A 16,436-nucleotide genomic window follows, 5' to 3' on the forward strand; every position below is an offset into this window, starting at 1 on the left:
CCGCGTACGCTCCTGCCGTGCCCGGACCCCTGCTCCCGGAGGAGCTCGACCTCAGCGGCCGGGTGGCGGTGGTCACCGGCTCCGGCAGCGCGAGCGGGATCGGGTTCGCCTGCGCACGGCTGCTCGCGCGGTGCGGAGCGCACGTGCTGGTGGCGGCCACGTCCGACCGGGTCCGCGATCGCGCCGCCGAGCTGGCGCAGGCCGGTGCGCAGGCCGGTGCCTTCGTCGGTGACCTCACCGATCCGGACGTCGCCGACGACCTCGTGCGCACAGCGGTCGCGCGCTGGGGACGCGTCGACGTCCTGATCAACAACGCCGGCATGACGTCGGTCTCCGATCCGGACGAGCGGTCGGGCAGCATCACCACGACGTCGCCCGCCGACTGGACGTCCTCGTTGCGCCGCAACCTCGACACGGCGTTCCTGGTCACGCGGGCGGCGGTGCCCGGGATGGTCGCTGCGCGGTGGGGCCGGGTCGTGACGGTGGCCAGCCTCACCGGGCCGGTGATGGCCACGCCCGGCGACGTCGCCTACGCCACGGCGAAGGCGGCCCTGGTGGGGATGACACGGGCAGCCGCGCTGGACGTCGCGTCCGCCGGCGTCACGGTGAACGCCGTCGCGCCGGGGTGGGTGGCGACGGGGTCGCAGGCGCCGCACGAGGCGCAGCACGCGCTCGCGGTTCCGCTGGGGCGCAGCGCCTCGCCGGAGGAGGTGGCCTCAGCCGTGGTGTGGCTGGCCAGTCCGGGCGCGTCGTACGTCACCGGCCAGTGCGTCGTGGTGGACGGTGGCAACTCGGTGCAGGAGACCTGACGGCTCAGGCCGACGACGCGGGCGGACGAGCTCAGGCGGACGACGCGCGGCGGGCGCGGTAGGCGGCGACGGCGTTGCGGTTGCCGCAGGCGGTGCTGCAGAAGCGCCGAGACCGGTTGCGCGACAGGTCGAGGACCAGCCCTTCGCAGGTGTCGTCGGCGCAGACGCCCAGCCGCGAGAGCTCGTCGGCCCGGATCACGTCGATCATCGCCATGGCGGTCTCGACCGCCACGCGCGTGGTGAACGGCGCGTCCGGGGGCACGGCGTGCACGTGCCAGTCGAACCCCTCGTGCCGCACCAGCTGCGGCACCGCGCCGGCCCCGGCGAGCACCGCGTTGGTGAGCTCGACGGCCTGGTCGCGGTCGGCGGTGAGGAGCCCGCGCAGCACCGGCCGCAGGTCGCGCAGGGCGTCGAGCTCGGCGCGGTCGTGGTCGTGACGGCCGGTGTACGACCACTGCCGGTAGAACGCGTCGAGGTCCGCCTCGGTCGTCAGCGTGTCCGGCGGCTCGGCGCTGTTGACGAGCTGGACCGCCGCCTGCAGCGACATCTCCGTGTCATGGGTGAAAAGCACGTTGACAGGTTACACCAGGCAGCGTAGCGTCATGGCCCATGACGACGTTCGCCCATGACACGACCGGCCTGGTCCCGCCACGAGCCGTCCGGTCCCGCACCGTCACCGGTCTCCTGCTCGCCGCCGTCTCGGCGACGAGCTTCGGGCTGTCTGGCTCGCTCGCCCGCGGGTTGCTCGACACCGGGTGGAGTGCCGGGGCGATCGTGCTGGTGCGCATCGGCGTGGCGGCCGTCGTGGTGCTGCCGTTCGGCCTGGTCGCCCTGCGCGGTCGCTGGGGAGCGTTGCGGCGCAACGCCGGCACCGTCGTCCTGTACGGCGTGCTCGCCGTCGCCGGCGCGCAGTTCTGCTACTTCTCGGCCGTGCAGACCATGCAGGTCGGGCCGGCGCTGCTGATCGAGTACACGGCCCCGGCCGCGGTGGTCGGCTGGCTGTGGGTGCGGCACGGGCAGCGCCCTGGGCGCGTCACGCTGCTGGGCGCCGGGCTCGCCGCGGTCGGTCTGGTGCTGGTGCTCGACCTGCTCTCGGGTGCGTCGCTCAGCACCGCGGGCGTGCTGTGGTCGCTCGCGGCCATGGTCGGCGCGGCCACGTACTTCGTGATCTCGGCCGACGAGGGCAGCGGGCTGCCGCCGATCGCGCTGGCGGCCGGCGGGCTGGTGGTCGGGGCCGTGGTGCTCGGGCTGCTGGGAGCGGTCGGCGTCCTGCCGATGCACGCCGCCCGGACGTCGACGACGTACGCCGGGACGTCGATCGGCTGGTGGGTGCCGCTGCTCGTGCTCGGACTGGTGACCGCGGCGGTCGCCTACGTCACCGGCATCGCGGCCGGGCGCCGGCTGGGCTCGCGGCTCGCGTCCTTCGTGGCGCTGCTCGAGGTGCTGGCAGGCGTGTTCTTCGCGTGGGTGCTGCTCGACCAGCTGCCGCGCGCCGTGCAACTGCTCGGCGGGCTGCTCGTGCTGGCCGGCGTGGTGGCCGTCAAGCTCGGGGAGCGCGACGTCGTCGGTGCCGGCGCCTAGCCTGGGCCCATGGCTGACGACGCCGACGTCCGGCGGATCGCGCTCTCGTTGCCGCACGTGGTCGAGATCGACAGCGACGGCTTCGACTTCCGCGTCGGCGGGCACGGGTTCGTGTGGTCCTACCCCGAGCGCGTGCCCGGCAAGCGGCGGGTGATCCGTACCGACGTCGCGGTCCTCTTCGTCGGCGACGAGGGCGAGAAGCAGGCGCTGGTGCTCGGCGAGCCCGACGCCTTCTTCACCACCTCGCACTACGACGGCTGGCCGCTGGTGATGCTGCGGCTCGACGCCGTCGACGTCGAGCGCCTGACCGAGCTGGTCACCGACGCCTGGCGCATGCGCGCCCCTGCCGACCTCGCCGCCGACCTCCCCGACGACGACGTCGTGGCAGGCTGAGCGCGGACACGTCACCGGGGAGAGCAGGTCGCAGCATGGGCACCATCGCCGTCCACGAGTTCGTCGCGCTCGACGGGGTCTTCGAGAACCCGTCCTGGACCGCGCCGTTCGGTTTCGACCCGCGCATGGGCGAGACGCTCGCCGACATCACGGGGTCGTCGTCCGCGATCCTGCTGGGGCGGTCGACGTACGAGATGTTCGCGCCGGCCTGGTCGACGCGCACGGTCGAGGACGACCCGGGCGCACCGTTCTTCAACGACACGCACAAGTACGTCGTGGGGGCGCAGGAGCCGGACGTCGACTGGGGCCCGCGCACGCTGCTCGGCGCGTACGACCCGGCCGCGATCGGCCGGCTCAAGGACGAGACCGACGGCGGCATCTACGTCTCGGGCAGCGGCCGGCTGGTCAACGCGATGCTGCAGGACGGCCTCGTCGACGCCCTGCACCTGTTCGTCTACCCGGTCGCGGTGGGCAGCGGCCAGCGGCTGTTCGCCGACGGCGTCCCCACGACCACGCTCGCCCTGGCCGGTGCCGACGTCTACGACAACGGCGTGGTGCACCTGGAGTACGAGCCGGCCTGAGCCGCCGCTCGCGCGCGCGTCAGCCCTCCCCGAGCAGCTGCAGCAGCCGGTCGAGGAACGGCCGCTGCCCCTTCACCAGCTTGGTGCGGGCGGTGTCGACGTCCAGCCATGCCGCGCGGTCGATCTCGGGGAACTCCTGCACGCGGCCCGACCGCGGCGGCCACTCCAGCTCGAACGTGCCGGGCACGACCGCGCCGACGTCCAGGTCGCCCTCCAGCGCCCAGACCGTCACCACCTTGCCGCTGCTCTGGCGCACCTCGCCGAGGTCGTGCACCTCACCGTCCGGGACGTCGATCCCGAGCTCCTCGACGAACTCGCGCCGGGCGGCGGCCAGCGGTTCCTCGCCGGGCTCGAGCTCGCCCTTCGGCACCGACCACGCGCCGTCGTCCTTGCGCGCCCAGAACGGGCCGCCCATGTGGCCGAGCAGCACCTCGCGGGCGCCGTCCGGCCCGCGGCGGTGCAGCAGGAGGCCTGCGCTGCGGGTGGTCACCGGTCCAGCATCGCGCAGATCCCTTGCAGAGCCCGAACACGCGGGCAACGGCGGTCGCACACGGGCCGCCTAGCGTCGTCCTCGACGTCGCACCGACCGCGGCGTCGCCCCCGAACCGAGGAGACCCCGTGCGACGCACCACCATCGCGGCCGGCCTGGCCGCCGCGCTCATCTCCGGCGCCGCTGTCGCCGTGCCGGCCGTGGCGGCGTCCGGCGAGAACGCCGCCGCCACCGCCAGCAGCTCGACCGCCAGCGGCCTCACCAGCAGCCAGCAGGCCACGCTCGACCAGCTGCTCGCCACCCACCCGAAGGCCGCCGAGCGCCTCGGCGCCCGGCTGGACGCCTGGAAGACCTTCGCCGACGCCCACCCCGCGGTGGTCGCCGAGCTGACGAAGGCCGCCGGTCTGCCGAAGGACCAGCGCCAGGCCGAGCTCGAGGCCTGGGCGAAGGCGCACCCAGCGGACGCCAAGGCGTGGCACGCGTTCCGCCAGACCGTGCGCGAGGCCCGCCACGACCGCCGCGACGCCCGCAAGGACGCCCGCAAGGACGCCCGCAAGGACGCGAGCAAGGACGCGAGCTCGACGACGTCCTGACCGGTCACGGCGGTGGCTCGATCGCATGATCACGGCGGGGGACAGGGACCTCCGAAGTGATCATGCGATCCGGCCACGGGCGGCGCGGCGCGAAATCCGGTGGCGCCGCCACCTAGGCTGGACGTCGTGGGTGAGGCGCAGCGGCGGTCGGGCGGACGTCGTCGTCCTCGCCGGGGCGGGCGGTCGACCCCCACGCGGTCGACCCCGCGGTTCAGCCCCGAGCAGGTCGAGGCCCGCCGGGCGAGCGTCCCGGAGATCACCTACCCCGAGCTGCCGGTCAGCGCGGTCCGCGAGGACATCGCGGCGCTGGTCCGCGACCACCAGGTCGTGATCGTCGCCGGCGAGACCGGGTCGGGCAAGACGACCCAGCTGCCCAAGATCTGCCTCGAGCTCGGCCGCGGCGTCGAGGGCGTCATCGGCCACACCCAGCCCCGCCGCATCGCCGCGCGCACCGTGGCCGAGCGCATCGCCGAGGAGGTCGGGACGCCGGTCGGCGAGCTCGTGGGGTGGAGCGTGCGCTTCACCGACCGGGCCGGGCCGCAGACGTTGGTGCGCGTCATGACCGACGGCATCCTGCTGGCCGAGATCCAGCGCGACCGGCTGCTCAGCCGCTACGACACGCTCATCGTCGACGAGGCCCACGAGCGCAGCCTCAACGTCGACTTCCTGCTCGGCTACCTCAAGCAGCTGCTGCCGCAGCGCCCCGACCTCAAGGTGATCATCACCTCGGCGACGATCGACCCCGAGCGGTTCTCGCGGCACTTCGACGACGCGCCCGTCATCGAGGTGTCGGGGCGCACCTACCCGGTCGAGATGCGGTACCGGCCGGTGGTCGACCCCGACGACCCGGACTCCGACCCCGATCGCGACCAGACGCAGGCGGTCTGCGACGCCGTGGTCGAGCTGTCGCAGGAGGGGCCCGGCGACGTCCTGGTGTTCCTGTCCGGCGAGCGCGAGATCCGCGACACCGCCGAGGCCTTGCGCGGCCTCGACCTGCGGCACACCGAGGTGGTGCCGCTGTACGCGCGCCTGTCGTCGGCCGAGCAGCACCGCGTCTTCGAGCCGCACACCGGACGACGCGTCGTCCTCGCGACGAACGTGGCCGAGACGTCGCTGACCGTCCCCGGCATCCGGTACGTCGTCGACCCCGGCACCGCGCGCATCTCGCGCTACAGCCGCCGGCTGAAGGTGCAGCGGCTGCCGATCGAGAAGGTCTCGCAGGCCTCGGCCCAGCAGCGCGCGGGGCGCTGCGGCCGTGTGGCAGAAGGGATCTGCGTCCGGCTGTACTCCGAGGAGGACTTCCTCGCCCGGCCCGAGTTCACCGAGCCCGAGATCCTGCGCACGAACCTGGCGTCCGTCATCCTGCAGATGACGTCGATCGGGCTCGGCGACATCGCGGCGTTCCCGTTCGTCGAGCCGCCCGACCGGCGCAGCGTCCGCGACGGCGTCCAGCTGCTGCACGAGCTCGGCGCGATCGACCCCGACCAGGCCGACCCCCGCAAGCGTCTGACGAAGGCCGGACGCCAGCTGGCGCAGCTGCCGCTCGACCCGCGGCTGGCCCGGATGGTGCTCGAGGGCGACCGCGAGGGCTGCCTGCGCGAGGTGCTGGTCGTGGCGGCTGCGCTCTCGATCCAGGACCCGCGCGAGCGACCGGTCGACGCCCAGGCGCAGGCCGACCAGCAGCACGCGCGGTTCCGCGACCCGACGTCCGACTTCGTGGCCTGGCTGAACCTGTGGAACTACCTGCGCGAGCAGCAGAAGGCGTTGTCGGGCAACGCGTTCCGTCGGATGTGCCGCAGCGAGTACTTGCACTACCTGCGCGTGCGCGAGTGGCAGGACGTGCACTCCCAGCTGCGCCAGGTCGTCAAGCAGCTGGGGCTGGAGCGCTCGTCCGGCTACGACGCCGAGGGTGGCCTGGACGCCGACCGCCTGCACCGCGCGCTGCTGTCGGGGCTGCTGTCGCACGTCGGCCTGCGCGACGCGGTGGCGCGCGACTACCTCGGCGCGCGGGGAGCGCACTTCTCGATCTGGCCCGGCTCGGCCGTGGCCAAGAAGCCGCCGACGCTGGTGATGGCGGCCGAGCTCGTCGAGACCTCGCGGCTGTGGGGTCGCACCGTGGCGCGGATCGAGCCCGAGTGGGCCGAGGCACTCGCACCGCACCTGGTGCGCCGGAGCTACTCCGAGCCGCTCTGGAGCTCCAAGCGGGCGGCGGTGATGGCGCGCGAGCGGGTGCTCCTCTACGGCGTCCCGCTGGTCGCGGACCGGCTCGTCGGCTACGGCCAGGTCGACCCCCCGCTGGCCCGCGAGCTGTTCGTGCGGCACGCGCTGGTCGAGGGCGACTGGCGCACGCACCACCGGTTCTTCGCCGCCAACCGGGCGCTGCTGGACGACGTCGAGGCGCTCGAGCAGCGCGCCCGCCGCCGCGACCTGCTGGTCGACGACCAGGTGCTCTTCGACTTCTACGACGCCCGCATCCCGGCCGACGTGGTCTCGGGCCGGCACTTCGACGCGTGGTGGAAGGCGCAGCGCCGCGAGACGCCCGACCTGCTCACCTTCACCCCCGACCTGCTGGTGCGCGACACCGCGGGCAGCGTCAGCGACGAGGACTTCCCGACCACGTGGACGGCGCACGGCACCGACCTGGCCGTCACCTACCAGTTCGAGCCCGGCACCGAGGCCGACGGCGTGACCGTGCACGTGCCCCTGCCGGTGCTCGGCCGGCTCGGCCCGCACCCCTTCGACTGGCAGATCCCGGGGCTGCGGCACGAGCTCGTCACGGCCTTGATCCGCGGGCTGCCGAAGGCCGTGCGTCGCGGGCTGATCCCCGCGCCCGACCGGGCGTCCGACGTCCTGCGGCAGGTCGGCCCGGACGACGGTTCGCTGCTCGACGTCCTCGGCCCGGCCCTCGAGGACCTCACCGGCACCCGGGTCGACCCCGACGACTGGGCGCCGGACGCGCTGCCTCCGCACCTGCGGGTGACGTTCCGGGTCGAGGACGAGCGCGGCCGCACCCTCGGCGAGGGCAAGGACCTCGGCGTGCTGCAGCAGCAGCTGCGGCCGACGCTGCGCGAGGCGATCGCGCAGGGCCCGGACAGCATCGAGCGCACCGGCCTGACCACCTGGGACGTCGGCACCGTGCCCCGCACGCACCGCACCGTGGTCGAGGGGCACGCGGTCGAGGGCTACCCGGCGCTGGTCGACGCGGGGGCGACGGTGGCGCTGCGGGTCTTCACGACGCCGGCCGAGGCGGAGGCGGCGCACCGGGCCGGCGTCCGGCGGCTGGTGCGGCTCGGCGTCCGTCCACCCGTGCCGTACGTCCTGTCGCAGCTGTCGAACGCCGCCAAGCTGGTGCTGAGCCGGGCCCAGCACGCCAGCGCCACCGAGCTGGTCGACGACTGCACCGACGCCGCGGTCGACGTCCTGGTCGAGCGGCAGGGCGGTGCCGACGGCGTGCGCGACGCCGACGCGTTCGAGGGCCTGCGCCGCGCCGTCGGCGCCGAGCTCGACCAGCAGACCCTCGACGTCGTCGAACGGGTCGAGCGCGTGCTGGCCGCGGCGTTCGACGTCCAGGCCCGCCTGCGCGGCACGACGTCGATGCAGCTGCTGCCCGCCATGACCGACCTGCAGGCCCAGCTCGACCGGCTGGTCGGGCCGGGCTTCGTCACGCGGGCCGGCGCGGCTCGCCTGCCCGACCTGCTGCGTTACCTGCAGGCCATGGCGGTGCGCCTCGACCGGCTGCCCGACGACCCGGCGCGCGACCGCACGTCGCAGGCCCAGGTCGAGATGGCGCAGGCCGAGCTCGACGACGCGCTCGCCCGGGTGCCGGCCGGCCGCGAGCCCTCCGCGGCGCTGCTCGACGTGCGGTGGATGGTCGAGGAGCTCAGGGTGAGCCTGTTCGCACCGACCATGCGAACCGCGCACCCCGTGTCGCCGCAGCGCATCCACCGTGCCATCGTCGCTGCATGACGTCCGGACCTGATGGTGTGATGAGCGCGCGCGACCCCGACGAGCAGCGACCGACGGGTGCCAACCGTCCGTGGAGCGTGCCCGACGACGACCGCGAGCTCGACGTCGTCGTCCACGGCGCCAGCGGGTTCGTCGGCCGGCTGGTCGCCGAGCACCTGGCCCGCCACGCGCCGTCCGGGCTGCGGGTCGGGCTGTCCGGCCGCTCGAAGGAGCGGGTCGAGGCGGTGCGCGCCGGGCTCGGGGAGGCCGCGGCTGCGTGGCCCGTGATCGTGGCCGACGGCGCGGACGACGAGGCGCTGGCGGCGCTGGCGGCCCGCACCCGGGTGGTCGCCACCACGGTCGGGCCGTACGCGCGCTACGGCGTGCCGCTGGCGAAGGCCTGCGCGGCGGCCGGCACGCACTACGCCGACCTCACCGGCGAGGTGCTCTTCGTGCGCACGCTCGTCGACGAGGTGGACGCCGACGCCAAGGCCTCCGGCGCCCGCATCGTCACCTCGTGCGGCTTCGACTCGGTGCCGTCCGACCTCGGGGTCCTGCTGCTGCACGAGAAGGTGGTCGCGGACGGCGCGGGCGAGCTGACCGACACCACGCTGGTCGCGCGCATGAAGGGCGGGTTCAGCGGCGGCACGATCGACTCGATGCGCGGGCAGGTCGACGCGATGCTGGCCGACCGCTCGCTGCGCAAGGTCGTCGTCGACCCCTACGCGCTGAGCCCCGACCGCGCCGCCGAGCCCGACCTCGGCGACGAGCGCGACTCGGTGAAGGTCTTCCGCAACGACCGCCTCGGCGGCTGGCTGGGCCCGTTCGTCATGGCGTCGTACAACACGCGGATCGTGAGGCGCAGCAACGCGTTGCAGGGCTGGGCCTACGGACGTCGGTTCCGCTACCGCGAGCTCTCGGGCTACGGCCGCAGCCGCAGCGCGCCGGTCGTCGCCAACGCGGTGACCGCGGGTCTCGGCGCCGTGGTCGTCGGCATGACCAAGAAGCCCGCCCGGGCGCTGCTCGACCGGGTGCTGCCCGCGCCCGGTGACGGCCCGAGCGCCGAGAGCCGCGCGGCCGGCTTCTTCCGCATGAAGGTGCACGGCACCACGACCACGAGCGCCCAGTACGTCAGCACCGTTGCCGCGCAAGGCGATCCGGGCTACGCGGCCACGGCCGTCATGCTCGGCGAGGCCGCGGTGGCGCTGGCCGTCGGCGAAGGCCTGCCCGACGCCGCGGGCGTGCTGACCCCGGCGACCGGCATCGGCGACGCGCTCGTCGAGCGGCTGCGCGGCGCGGGCTTCGAGCTCGCCGCCGAGCGGGTCGGGGCCTGACGTGCTGCGGGTGGCGATCGGCGTCGTCCTGCTCGTGGTCGGCGCGGTGTGGTTCGGCCAGGGCATGGGCTGGATCGGCGGCAGCTCGATGACCGGCGTCACCACCTGGGCCGTCGTCGGACCGGTCGTCGCCGTGGTCGGCCTGGCCCTCGTGGTGACCGGCCTGCGCCGCCGCAGCTGAGGAGCGCTACCGCCGCAGGCGGTGGTGCAGGTGCACGACGCCGTTGTCGAAGCGCCGCTCCGAGACCAGCTCGAGGTCGAGCCGCACGTCGTCCGGCAGGGCACGGGTGCCACCGCCGACGACCACCGGTGACATCAGCAGGTGGACGTCGTCGACGATCCCCGCGCGCAGCGCCTCGGCCGCCAGCGTGGGACCGCCGATCGAGACGTCGTCCGGCTGCTCGTCGACGAACCGGCGCACCGCCTCGACGTCCAGCTCGCGCTCGATGGTGGTGCGACGGCTCCCGACCTCCTGCAGCGTGCGCGAGAAGACGACCTTGTCGGCGCCGCGCCAGATCTGCGCGTAGTCGGCCATGATCGGGCTGTCCTCGACGTCGAGCGTCTCCCACGCGACCAGCACCTCGTAGAGCCTGCGGCCGTAGAGGTGCGTGCCGATCCCGCGCTCGAGGTCGTTGACGAACGCGTGCACCTGCTCGTCGGGCATCGACCAGTCGAAGCGGCCCTCGGCGTCCGCGACGTACCCGTCGAGCGAGGTGATGGCGGTGAAGCTCAGGCGTCCCACGCGCCCACCCTACGGCTCAGCCCGTGGCCCGGGGGCGGGTTCGCACGGCCGACAGCGGCGTCGCGACGTCCTCGAGCGACTTGCCCTCGGCGTCGATGCCGAGGAACACCTCGACCAGCCCGCCCACGACCATGACGCCCGCACCGATCAGGTAGCCGATGAAGAGCTTGCCCGGGTCCTCGCCCTCGCCGATCAGGTGGCCGTAGAACACCGGGCCGATGGCGCCGAAGGTCTGCGCGATCGCGAAGAAGACCGCGATCGCCTTGGCGCGCACCTCCATCGGGAAGATCTCGCTCACCGTCAGGTAGGCGGCGCTCGCACCGGCGGAGGCGAAGAAGAAGATGACGCACCAGCAGAGCGTCTGGGTGATGGCGTTGAGCGCGCCCGCGTCGAAGAGCCAGGCCGTGATTGCCAGCAGGACGCCGGACAGGATGTACGTGCCCGCGATCATCTTGCGTCGTCCGATGGTGTCGAACAGGTGCCCGATGGTGAGCGGGCCGACGAGGTTCCCGACCGCGAACGCGATGAGGTACAGCGGCGCGTCGGCCTCGTCGACGCCGTAGAACTTGGTGAGCACCAACGTGTAGGTGAAGAAGATCGCGTTGTAGAGGAACGACTGCGTGATCATCAGGCTGGCGCCCAGGACCGACCGGCCGGGGTAGTGCTGGAACAGCACCTTCGCGAGCGTGATGAACCCGTGGTCGTCGGCCGGCTTGACCTCGATCGCCTGGCTCTCGTCGACGTCGGCCAGCGTCTGACCCGACTCCTCGACCTCGCGCTCGATGGTCGCGATGTTGTCCTCGGCGTCCTGCTCGCGCCCGTGCATGATCAGCCAGCGCGGGCTCTCGGGCAGGTGGCGGCGCAGGTTCCAGATCATCGCGCCGAGCACCGGGCCGATGAGGAAGCCGATGCGCCAGCCCACGTTGGGGTGCATGTGGTTCAGCAGGATGAACGTGCCGAGCGTGCCCAGCACCGCGCCGCCCCAGTACGTGCCGTTGACCGCGATGTCGACGCGTCCTCGGTACTTCGCCGGCATCATCTCGTCGATGGCCGAGTTGATGGCGGCGTACTCGCCGCCGATGCCGGCTCCGGCGATGAACCGGGTGGCGTACAAGAAGATCAGGCCCGTGGTGCCCCCGCTCCACGTCAGCGCCGTCAGCGCGTTGCCGACCAGGTAGACGGCCAGCGTGACGATGAACAGGTTCTTGCGGCCCAGCTTGTCCGACAGCCGGCCGAAGAAGAGCGCGCCGAACACCTCGCCCAGCAGGTAGACCGTCGCGATGGCGCCCACCTCGGTGGACGTCATGTGCAGGGTCTCCTGCTTCTGCAGCACCGGCCCCACGGCGCTGGCGATGGTGATCTCGATGCCGTCGAGCACCCACGCCGTGCCCAGCGCGATCACCATGCGGGTGTGGAACGGCGCCCAGGTCAGGCGGTCGATGCGCGCCGGGATCAGGCTGCGGATCGTGCCGCCGGACGACTCGTGCTGGCGGTCGAGCGTGTCACTCATGCGAACTCCTCGCGGCAGGTCGGGGGCGCCCGAGAACGTACGCCGCGTCGTGGTGGCGCGCGCGCTGAAATGTCCGCCTTCGGCAGGATGGGGGTCATGAGCGACCCCGCGCCGCGGCGCACCCCCGTCGTCCTGGACGTCGACACCGGCCTGGACGACGCGTGCGCGCTGCTGCTCGCGGCCCGGCACCCGGCGCTCGACCTGCGAGCGGTCACCTGCGTGGCGGGCAACGCCGACGTCGACCAGGTCGTGCGCAACTCGCTGGCCGTGCTGACGGCAGCCGGGCGCGCCGACGTCCCGGTGGCGAGGGGCGCGACCCGGCCGCTGCTCGAGCCGGCGCGCGAGGCCCGGCACGTGCACGGCGACGACGGCATGGGCGACCTCGACCACGCGGCGCTCGAGCTGCCCCTGGTGACCGCCTCGCCCGACCCCCGGCACGCGGTCGAGCTGCTGCGCGACGTGCTGCTCGACGCCGCCGCGCGCGCCGAGCCGGTGACCCTGGTGCCGCTCGGTCCGCTGACCAACGTGGCACTGCTGCTGCGCACCTATCCCGAGGCGGCAGAAGGGTTGCTGCGCCTGGTCTTCATGGGCGGCGCGGCCGCGGTCGGCAACGCCACGGCGTCCGCGGAGTTCAACGTCTGGCACGACCCCGAGGCGGCGTCCGTCGTCCTGGACGCGTGCGGCGAGCTCGGCGTGCCGGTGACGATGTACGGCCTCGACGTCTTCTACGACGTCCGGGTGACGCAGGCCGAGGCCCGCGAGCTGATGACGAGCGCCGACCCCGCGACGCGGCTGGCCGGCGCGCTCGTCGACGCGCAGTGCCGGCGGTTCGACACCCCGAGCGCCACGGTCGGGGACGCCGGCGCCGTGCTGTCGGTGGTCGATCCCGACGGCCTCCAGACCCGTCCCCTCGCGGTGCACGTCGAGCTGACCGGTGCGCGCACGCGCGGCCAGACCGTCGTCGACCAGCGCTCCTGGGTCGGCGACCTCGACCACGACCCGCACGGCCTCGCGCCGCAGGTCGTGGACGTCGCGCTGGGCGTCGACGGCGAGCGCTGGGCGGCGCTGTGGCGGACGGCGGTCGCCCGCCCGGCTGCGCCGGGCGGCGGGCAGGTAGTTTGACATCAAGATATTGGCCTGAGCAGACTGAGGTCTCGTGAGCATCGGCGATCCCGCGAGCAGCGAGGCCCCGGCCGCCGTGCCGGCCCGCCTCACGCACCGCGGCATCCCGGTCGACCCGGACCTGCGCACGCTCGCCCTCGCCACCCTGGTCAACACCGGGGGCAACGGCGCCACCATGACGACGTTCGCGCTCTACTTCACGCACGCGGTGGGGCTGCCGGCCACGCAGGTCGGGCTCGCGCTGTCGGTGGCCGCGATCAGCGGGATGCTCTTCCAGGTGCCGTTGGGCCACCTCGGCGACACCCGCGGCCCGCGCGAGATCCTCTGCTGGCTCACCACGGTCAGCGGGCTGGTCACCTTCGGGTTGCTCGTGACGCGCAACATCTGGCTGCTCTGCGCGGTGCTCGGCGTGCAGGCGGTGTTCGACCGCGGGGCCAGCGCCGTGCGCGGCGGGGTCATCGCCCGGCTGGCCGAGGGCGGCAGCGCGGTGGCGTTCAAGGCCTACCTGCGCGCCGTCACCAACGTCGGCATCTCGCTCGGTGCGCTGCTCGGCGGCGTGGCGCTCGCGGTCGACCGGCCGTGGGCCTACCTGTCGGTCTTCGCGCTGGACGCCACGACCTGGGTGGTGACGTCGTTCGCCCTGCGCCGGCTGCCGCACCTCGACCCCGCGCCCGAGCGCGAGCAGGGCCAGCCGCGGCTGCAGGTGCTGCGCGACGTCCCGTACGTCGTGGTCTCGCTGGTCACCGGGGTGTTCGCGCTGCACTTCCTGGTGCTCGAGCTCGCCGTGCCCCTGTGGGTCGCGCAGCGCACCAGCGCCCCGCACGCGCTGGTGGCCGTCGTCCTGCTGGTCAACACGGTGTCGGTCGCCCTGCTGCAGGTGCGGCTCTCGCGTGGCGCGACGTCGGTCATGACCTCGGCCCGGGCGCTCGCGATCGCCGGCGGCTGGGTGCTCGCCGGGTTCGTGCTGATCTCGCTCGCCGACGGCCGCAGCACCTGGCTCGCCGTGGTGCTCGTCCTCGCCGGGGCGGGGGTGCACGTCGTCGGCGAGATGATCGGGTCGGGCGGCCAGTGGGGGCTGCAGATGGGGCTGGCGCCCCGCGAGCGGCAGGGCCAGTACCAGGGCTTCGCCGGCATGAGCTTCTCGTTCTCGGGCATCGTCGGGCCGCCGCTGATCGCGCTGCTGTGCATCGACTGGGGCCGACCCGGCTGGTGGGTGCTCGGCGCGGTGGTGCTGGCCTCCGGCCTGGCGAGCGTGCCGGCGGCGGCGTGGGCGCTGCGCACGCGCGAGCGCTACGGCGTCGTCAACTACACCGGCTGACGGCGCCACGGCTGGATCAGAGCGGGCGCAGCACCAGCACGTGCGGGCGGCCGGCGACGCGGGTCAGGGCGATCGTGCCCTCGGCGTCGCCGGTGAGCCGCAGCTGGCGGCGCAGCTGCACCGGGTCTACGGCGCTGCCGCGCTTCTTGATGGTCAGCGTGCCGACGCCGCGGTCGCGCAGCACCGCGCGCAGCGCCTTGAGGTGGAACGGCATGACCTCCTCGACCGCGTACGAGTGCACCAGTGGCGAGGACGACGGCGCGTCCGTCGTGAGGTAAGCGATCGTCGGGTCGACCAGCCGGGCGCCGAGCTGCGCGGCGACCTCGCCCACCAGACCGGCGCGCACCACGGCGCCGTCCGGCTCGTGCAGGAACGCCCCGACCGGGCCCACCGGCGGGCGCTCGCTGCTGCCGTCGTCCAGGACCTCGTGCATCGACCCGGCGCCGTCGAGCAGCAGCGCGCTGCGCCGCACGCCCTCGCGCGCCAGCCGCCCGGTCCACAGCGCGCACTCGACGACGTCCCCGCCGACCGAGACCCACTGCGCCTCGGCGTCGTCCGGCAGCAGCCGGTGCGCGATGCCCGGCGCGAGCTTGGCGCCGGTGGCGGGGAAGCGCGAGGCGACGTCCAGCACGAACGAGTACGGCGGCGAGAAGGCCTCGGGGTCGAAGGTGCGGCGCGAGCCCCCGCCCTTGCCGGTGGTGCGGCGGGCGGGGTCGAGCCAGATGCCGTCGCCGGGCTCGAGCATGCCCTCGAGGTCGAGGGTGGTGACGTCGTGGCAGCGCACCTCCGCGTCCGGCCAGTGCCGCAGGTTGATGGTGGCGAAGGCCGCGGTGAGCTCGTCGGCGTCGATCGCCAGCACGGCCCGGTCGAGACCGGCCAGCGCCATGGCGTCCGAGCCGAGGCCGCAGCTGAGGTCGGCGACGCGCTGGACGCCGGCGCCGACGTACCGGCGCGCGTGGTGGGCGGCGACCGAGAGCCGGGTGGCCTGCTCGAGGCCGTCCGGGGTGAGCAGCATGGCGTCGGCGAACGGGCCGAGCTTGTCGTGCGCCTTCGCGCGCAACCGCGACTGGGTCAGGGCGGCGGCGACGAGCGCCGGGTCGTGGCCCTCGCCGCGCAGCCGCTCGCCGAGCGGCATGGCGAGCTTCTCGTCGTACGGCGGCAGCGACTCCAGCAGCGCCCACCCCTCGGGGGTGAGCAGCGTGCGCAGGCCGGCGAGGTCGGACGGCACCAGGGTCGTCGTCCCTACTTGTCGTCGACGACGACGATGAGGTCGCCCTCGCTCACCACGTCGCCCTCGCTGACGCCGACCTCGCTGATGGTGCCGGCCCACTCGACCTCGACCGGGATCTCCATCTTCATCGACTCCAGCAGCACGACCATGTCACCCACCGCCACGGTGTCGCCGGGTGCCACGAGCACCTTGATCACGTTGGCGACGAGTTCGGCCTCGACTCGCTGGCTCATCGGTCCTCCGGGGGTCGTGGGGCGGGGCGGGCGCCCATCCTGTCACTCCCTCCGGTGCTGGCACTCAGGTTGACCGAGTGCTAACCGCAGGCATAGATTCTGCGTTGGCACTCTCACCTCGAGTGTGCCAACGGGACGCCCCGCACCGACCCCCGCGACGGCGGCGCGACGGCCCCCACCAGACCACTGTCAACCCGCGACATTCCCGAAGGGGGAGGTCAGCAAGTGTCGGTCAGCATCAAGCCGCTCGAGGACCGCATCGTCGTCCAGGCCGTCGAGGCCGAGACCACGACGGCCTCGGGCCTCGTCATCCCGGACACCGCCAAGGAGAAGCCCCAGGAGGGCGAGGTCAAGGCGATCGGTCCGGGTCGTATCGACGACAACGGCAACCGCGTCCCGCTCGACGTCCAGGTCGGCGACAAGGTCATCTACAGCAAGTACGGCGGCACCGAGGTCAAGTACGGCGGCGAGGAGTACCTGATCCTCTCCGCCCGCGACGTCCTCGCGATCGTCGAGAAGTGACAACCGCGGGTCGCTGACCCGCACCACGCACC

At 73.6% G+C, this 16,436-nt stretch carries 17 protein-coding genes; 11 read left to right on the forward strand and 6 right to left on the reverse strand.

Features of this window, described 5'->3' with window-relative positions; all coding sequences use genetic code 11:
• The first annotated feature begins 17 nt into the window (after positions 1–17).
• On the forward strand, positions 18–809 hold the full coding sequence (locus ACYVJ4_RS03055) for an SDR family NAD(P)-dependent oxidoreductase (protein WP_460458636.1): 792 nt from the start codon (positions 18–20) through the stop codon (positions 807–809).
• A gap of 31 nt (positions 810–840) precedes the next feature.
• Here ACYVJ4_RS03055 and ACYVJ4_RS03060 read toward each other — a convergent pair whose 3' ends face one another.
• Positions 841–1,380 (reverse strand): CGNR zinc finger domain-containing protein, encoded by a 540-nt coding sequence (locus ACYVJ4_RS03060; RefSeq protein WP_460458637.1) that lies wholly within the window; start codon positions 1,378–1,380, stop codon positions 841–843.
• 38 nt (positions 1,381–1,418) lie between these two features.
• Between ACYVJ4_RS03060 and ACYVJ4_RS03065 the strand changes: the two genes are divergently transcribed.
• Genes ACYVJ4_RS03065 through ACYVJ4_RS03075 form a run of 3 tightly spaced genes read left to right on the forward strand, consistent with a single transcriptional unit; the run spans position 1,419 to position 3,364 of the window.
• Positions 1,419–2,390, forward strand: coding sequence for an EamA family transporter (locus ACYVJ4_RS03065; protein WP_460458638.1), 972 nt, complete (start codon positions 1,419–1,421; stop codon positions 2,388–2,390).
• Positions 2,391–2,399: 9 nt separating this feature from the next.
• On the forward strand, positions 2,400–2,783 hold the full coding sequence (locus tag ACYVJ4_RS03070) for an MmcQ/YjbR family DNA-binding protein (protein ID WP_460458639.1): 384 nt from the start codon (positions 2,400–2,402) through the stop codon (positions 2,781–2,783).
• A 35-nt stretch (positions 2,784–2,818) separates the two neighbouring features.
• The gene (locus ACYVJ4_RS03075; protein WP_460458640.1) at positions 2,819–3,364 is read left to right on the forward strand and encodes a dihydrofolate reductase family protein; all 546 of its coding nucleotides are present in this window, start codon (positions 2,819–2,821) and stop codon (positions 3,362–3,364) included.
• A 19-nt stretch (positions 3,365–3,383) separates the two neighbouring features.
• Here the strand turns inward: ACYVJ4_RS03075 and ACYVJ4_RS03080 are convergent, their stop codons facing one another.
• A complete protein-coding gene (locus tag ACYVJ4_RS03080; RefSeq protein WP_460458641.1) occupies positions 3,384–3,854 on the reverse strand; it encodes an NUDIX domain-containing protein in 471 nt (156 codons plus the stop codon).
• A gap of 128 nt (positions 3,855–3,982) precedes the next feature.
• Between ACYVJ4_RS03080 and ACYVJ4_RS03085 the strand changes: the two genes are divergently transcribed.
• The 4 genes from ACYVJ4_RS03085 to ACYVJ4_RS03100 all read left to right on the forward strand — a co-directional run bounded on the left by ACYVJ4_RS03085 (position 3,983) and on the right by ACYVJ4_RS03100 (position 9,907).
• Positions 3,983–4,447, forward strand: a complete 465-nt coding sequence (locus ACYVJ4_RS03085; RefSeq protein WP_460458642.1) for a hemophore-related protein — start codon at positions 3,983–3,985, stop codon at positions 4,445–4,447.
• Between the two features lie 126 nt (positions 4,448–4,573).
• Complete coding sequence (hrpA, locus tag ACYVJ4_RS03090; protein WP_460458643.1) at positions 4,574–8,413, forward strand: ATP-dependent RNA helicase HrpA; 3,840 nt, start codon at positions 4,574–4,576, stop codon at positions 8,411–8,413.
• Positions 8,414–8,490: 77 nt separating this feature from the next.
• Positions 8,491–9,726 (forward strand): saccharopine dehydrogenase family protein, encoded by a 1,236-nt coding sequence (locus tag ACYVJ4_RS03095; protein WP_460458654.1) that lies wholly within the window; start codon positions 8,491–8,493, stop codon positions 9,724–9,726.
• A 1-nt stretch (position 9,727) separates the two neighbouring features.
• The gene (locus ACYVJ4_RS03100; RefSeq protein ID WP_460458644.1) at positions 9,728–9,907 is read left to right on the forward strand and encodes a hypothetical protein; all 180 of its coding nucleotides are present in this window, start codon (positions 9,728–9,730) and stop codon (positions 9,905–9,907) included.
• A 6-nt stretch (positions 9,908–9,913) separates the two neighbouring features.
• On the opposite strand, the gene ACYVJ4_RS03105 is transcribed toward ACYVJ4_RS03100, so the two are convergent.
• Both ACYVJ4_RS03105 and ACYVJ4_RS03110 read right to left on the reverse strand, forming a co-directional pair.
• Positions 9,914–10,468 carry a dihydrofolate reductase family protein gene (locus tag ACYVJ4_RS03105; RefSeq protein WP_460458645.1) on the reverse strand — a complete coding sequence of 185 codons (555 nt, stop codon included), beginning with the start codon at positions 10,466–10,468 and terminating at the stop codon, positions 9,914–9,916.
• Between the two features lie 16 nt (positions 10,469–10,484).
• Entirely contained in the window at positions 10,485–11,978 is a 1,494-nt protein-coding gene (locus ACYVJ4_RS03110) for an MFS transporter (RefSeq protein ID WP_460458646.1), read from the reverse strand.
• 96 nt (positions 11,979–12,074) lie between these two features.
• Here ACYVJ4_RS03110 and ACYVJ4_RS03115 point away from each other — a divergent pair, with 96 nt between their 5' ends.
• Both ACYVJ4_RS03115 and ACYVJ4_RS03120 read left to right on the forward strand, forming a co-directional pair.
• Positions 12,075–13,100: a nucleoside hydrolase gene (locus ACYVJ4_RS03115; protein ID WP_460458647.1), complete on the forward strand. Its 1,026-nt coding sequence runs from the start codon at positions 12,075–12,077 to the stop codon at positions 13,098–13,100.
• 34 nt (positions 13,101–13,134) lie between these two features.
• Positions 13,135–14,418, forward strand: coding sequence for an MFS transporter (locus ACYVJ4_RS03120; RefSeq protein WP_460458648.1), 1,284 nt, complete (start codon positions 13,135–13,137; stop codon positions 14,416–14,418).
• 16 nt (positions 14,419–14,434) lie between these two features.
• Here ACYVJ4_RS03120 and ACYVJ4_RS03125 read toward each other — a convergent pair whose 3' ends face one another.
• Both ACYVJ4_RS03125 and ACYVJ4_RS03130 read right to left on the reverse strand, forming a co-directional pair.
• Positions 14,435–15,646 (reverse strand): THUMP-like domain-containing protein, encoded by a 1,212-nt coding sequence (locus ACYVJ4_RS03125; protein WP_460458649.1) that lies wholly within the window; start codon positions 15,644–15,646, stop codon positions 14,435–14,437.
• Between the two features lie 14 nt (positions 15,647–15,660).
• Entirely contained in the window at positions 15,661–15,882 is a 222-nt protein-coding gene (locus ACYVJ4_RS03130; protein WP_460458650.1) for a biotin/lipoyl-binding carrier protein, read from the reverse strand.
• 225 nt (positions 15,883–16,107) lie between these two features.
• Between ACYVJ4_RS03130 and groES the strand changes: the two genes are divergently transcribed.
• Positions 16,108–16,404 (forward strand): co-chaperone GroES, encoded by a 297-nt coding sequence (gene groES, locus ACYVJ4_RS03135; RefSeq protein WP_460458651.1) that lies wholly within the window; start codon positions 16,108–16,110, stop codon positions 16,402–16,404.
• Positions 16,405–16,436: the final 32 nt, after the last annotated feature.

Source organism: Angustibacter peucedani (genome assembly GCF_054779595.1).

Coding starts and splice junctions, on each gene's coding strand:
- ACYVJ4_RS03065 (WP_460458638.1), top strand. CDS start 1,419: ATGACGACGTTCGCCCATGACACGACCGGCCTGGTCCCGCCACGAGCC.
- ACYVJ4_RS03070 (WP_460458639.1), top strand. CDS start 2,400: ATGGCTGACGACGCCGACGTCCGGCGGATCGCGCTCTCGTTGCCGCAC.
- ACYVJ4_RS03075 (WP_460458640.1), top strand. CDS start 2,819: ATGGGCACCATCGCCGTCCACGAGTTCGTCGCGCTCGACGGGGTCTTC.
- ACYVJ4_RS03110 (WP_460458646.1), bottom strand. CDS start 11,978: ATGAGTGACACGCTCGACCGCCAGCACGAGTCGTCCGGCGGCACGATC.
- ACYVJ4_RS03115 (WP_460458647.1), top strand. CDS start 12,075: ATGAGCGACCCCGCGCCGCGGCGCACCCCCGTCGTCCTGGACGTCGAC.
- ACYVJ4_RS03130 (WP_460458650.1), bottom strand. CDS start 15,882: ATGAGCCAGCGAGTCGAGGCCGAACTCGTCGCCAACGTGATCAAGGTG.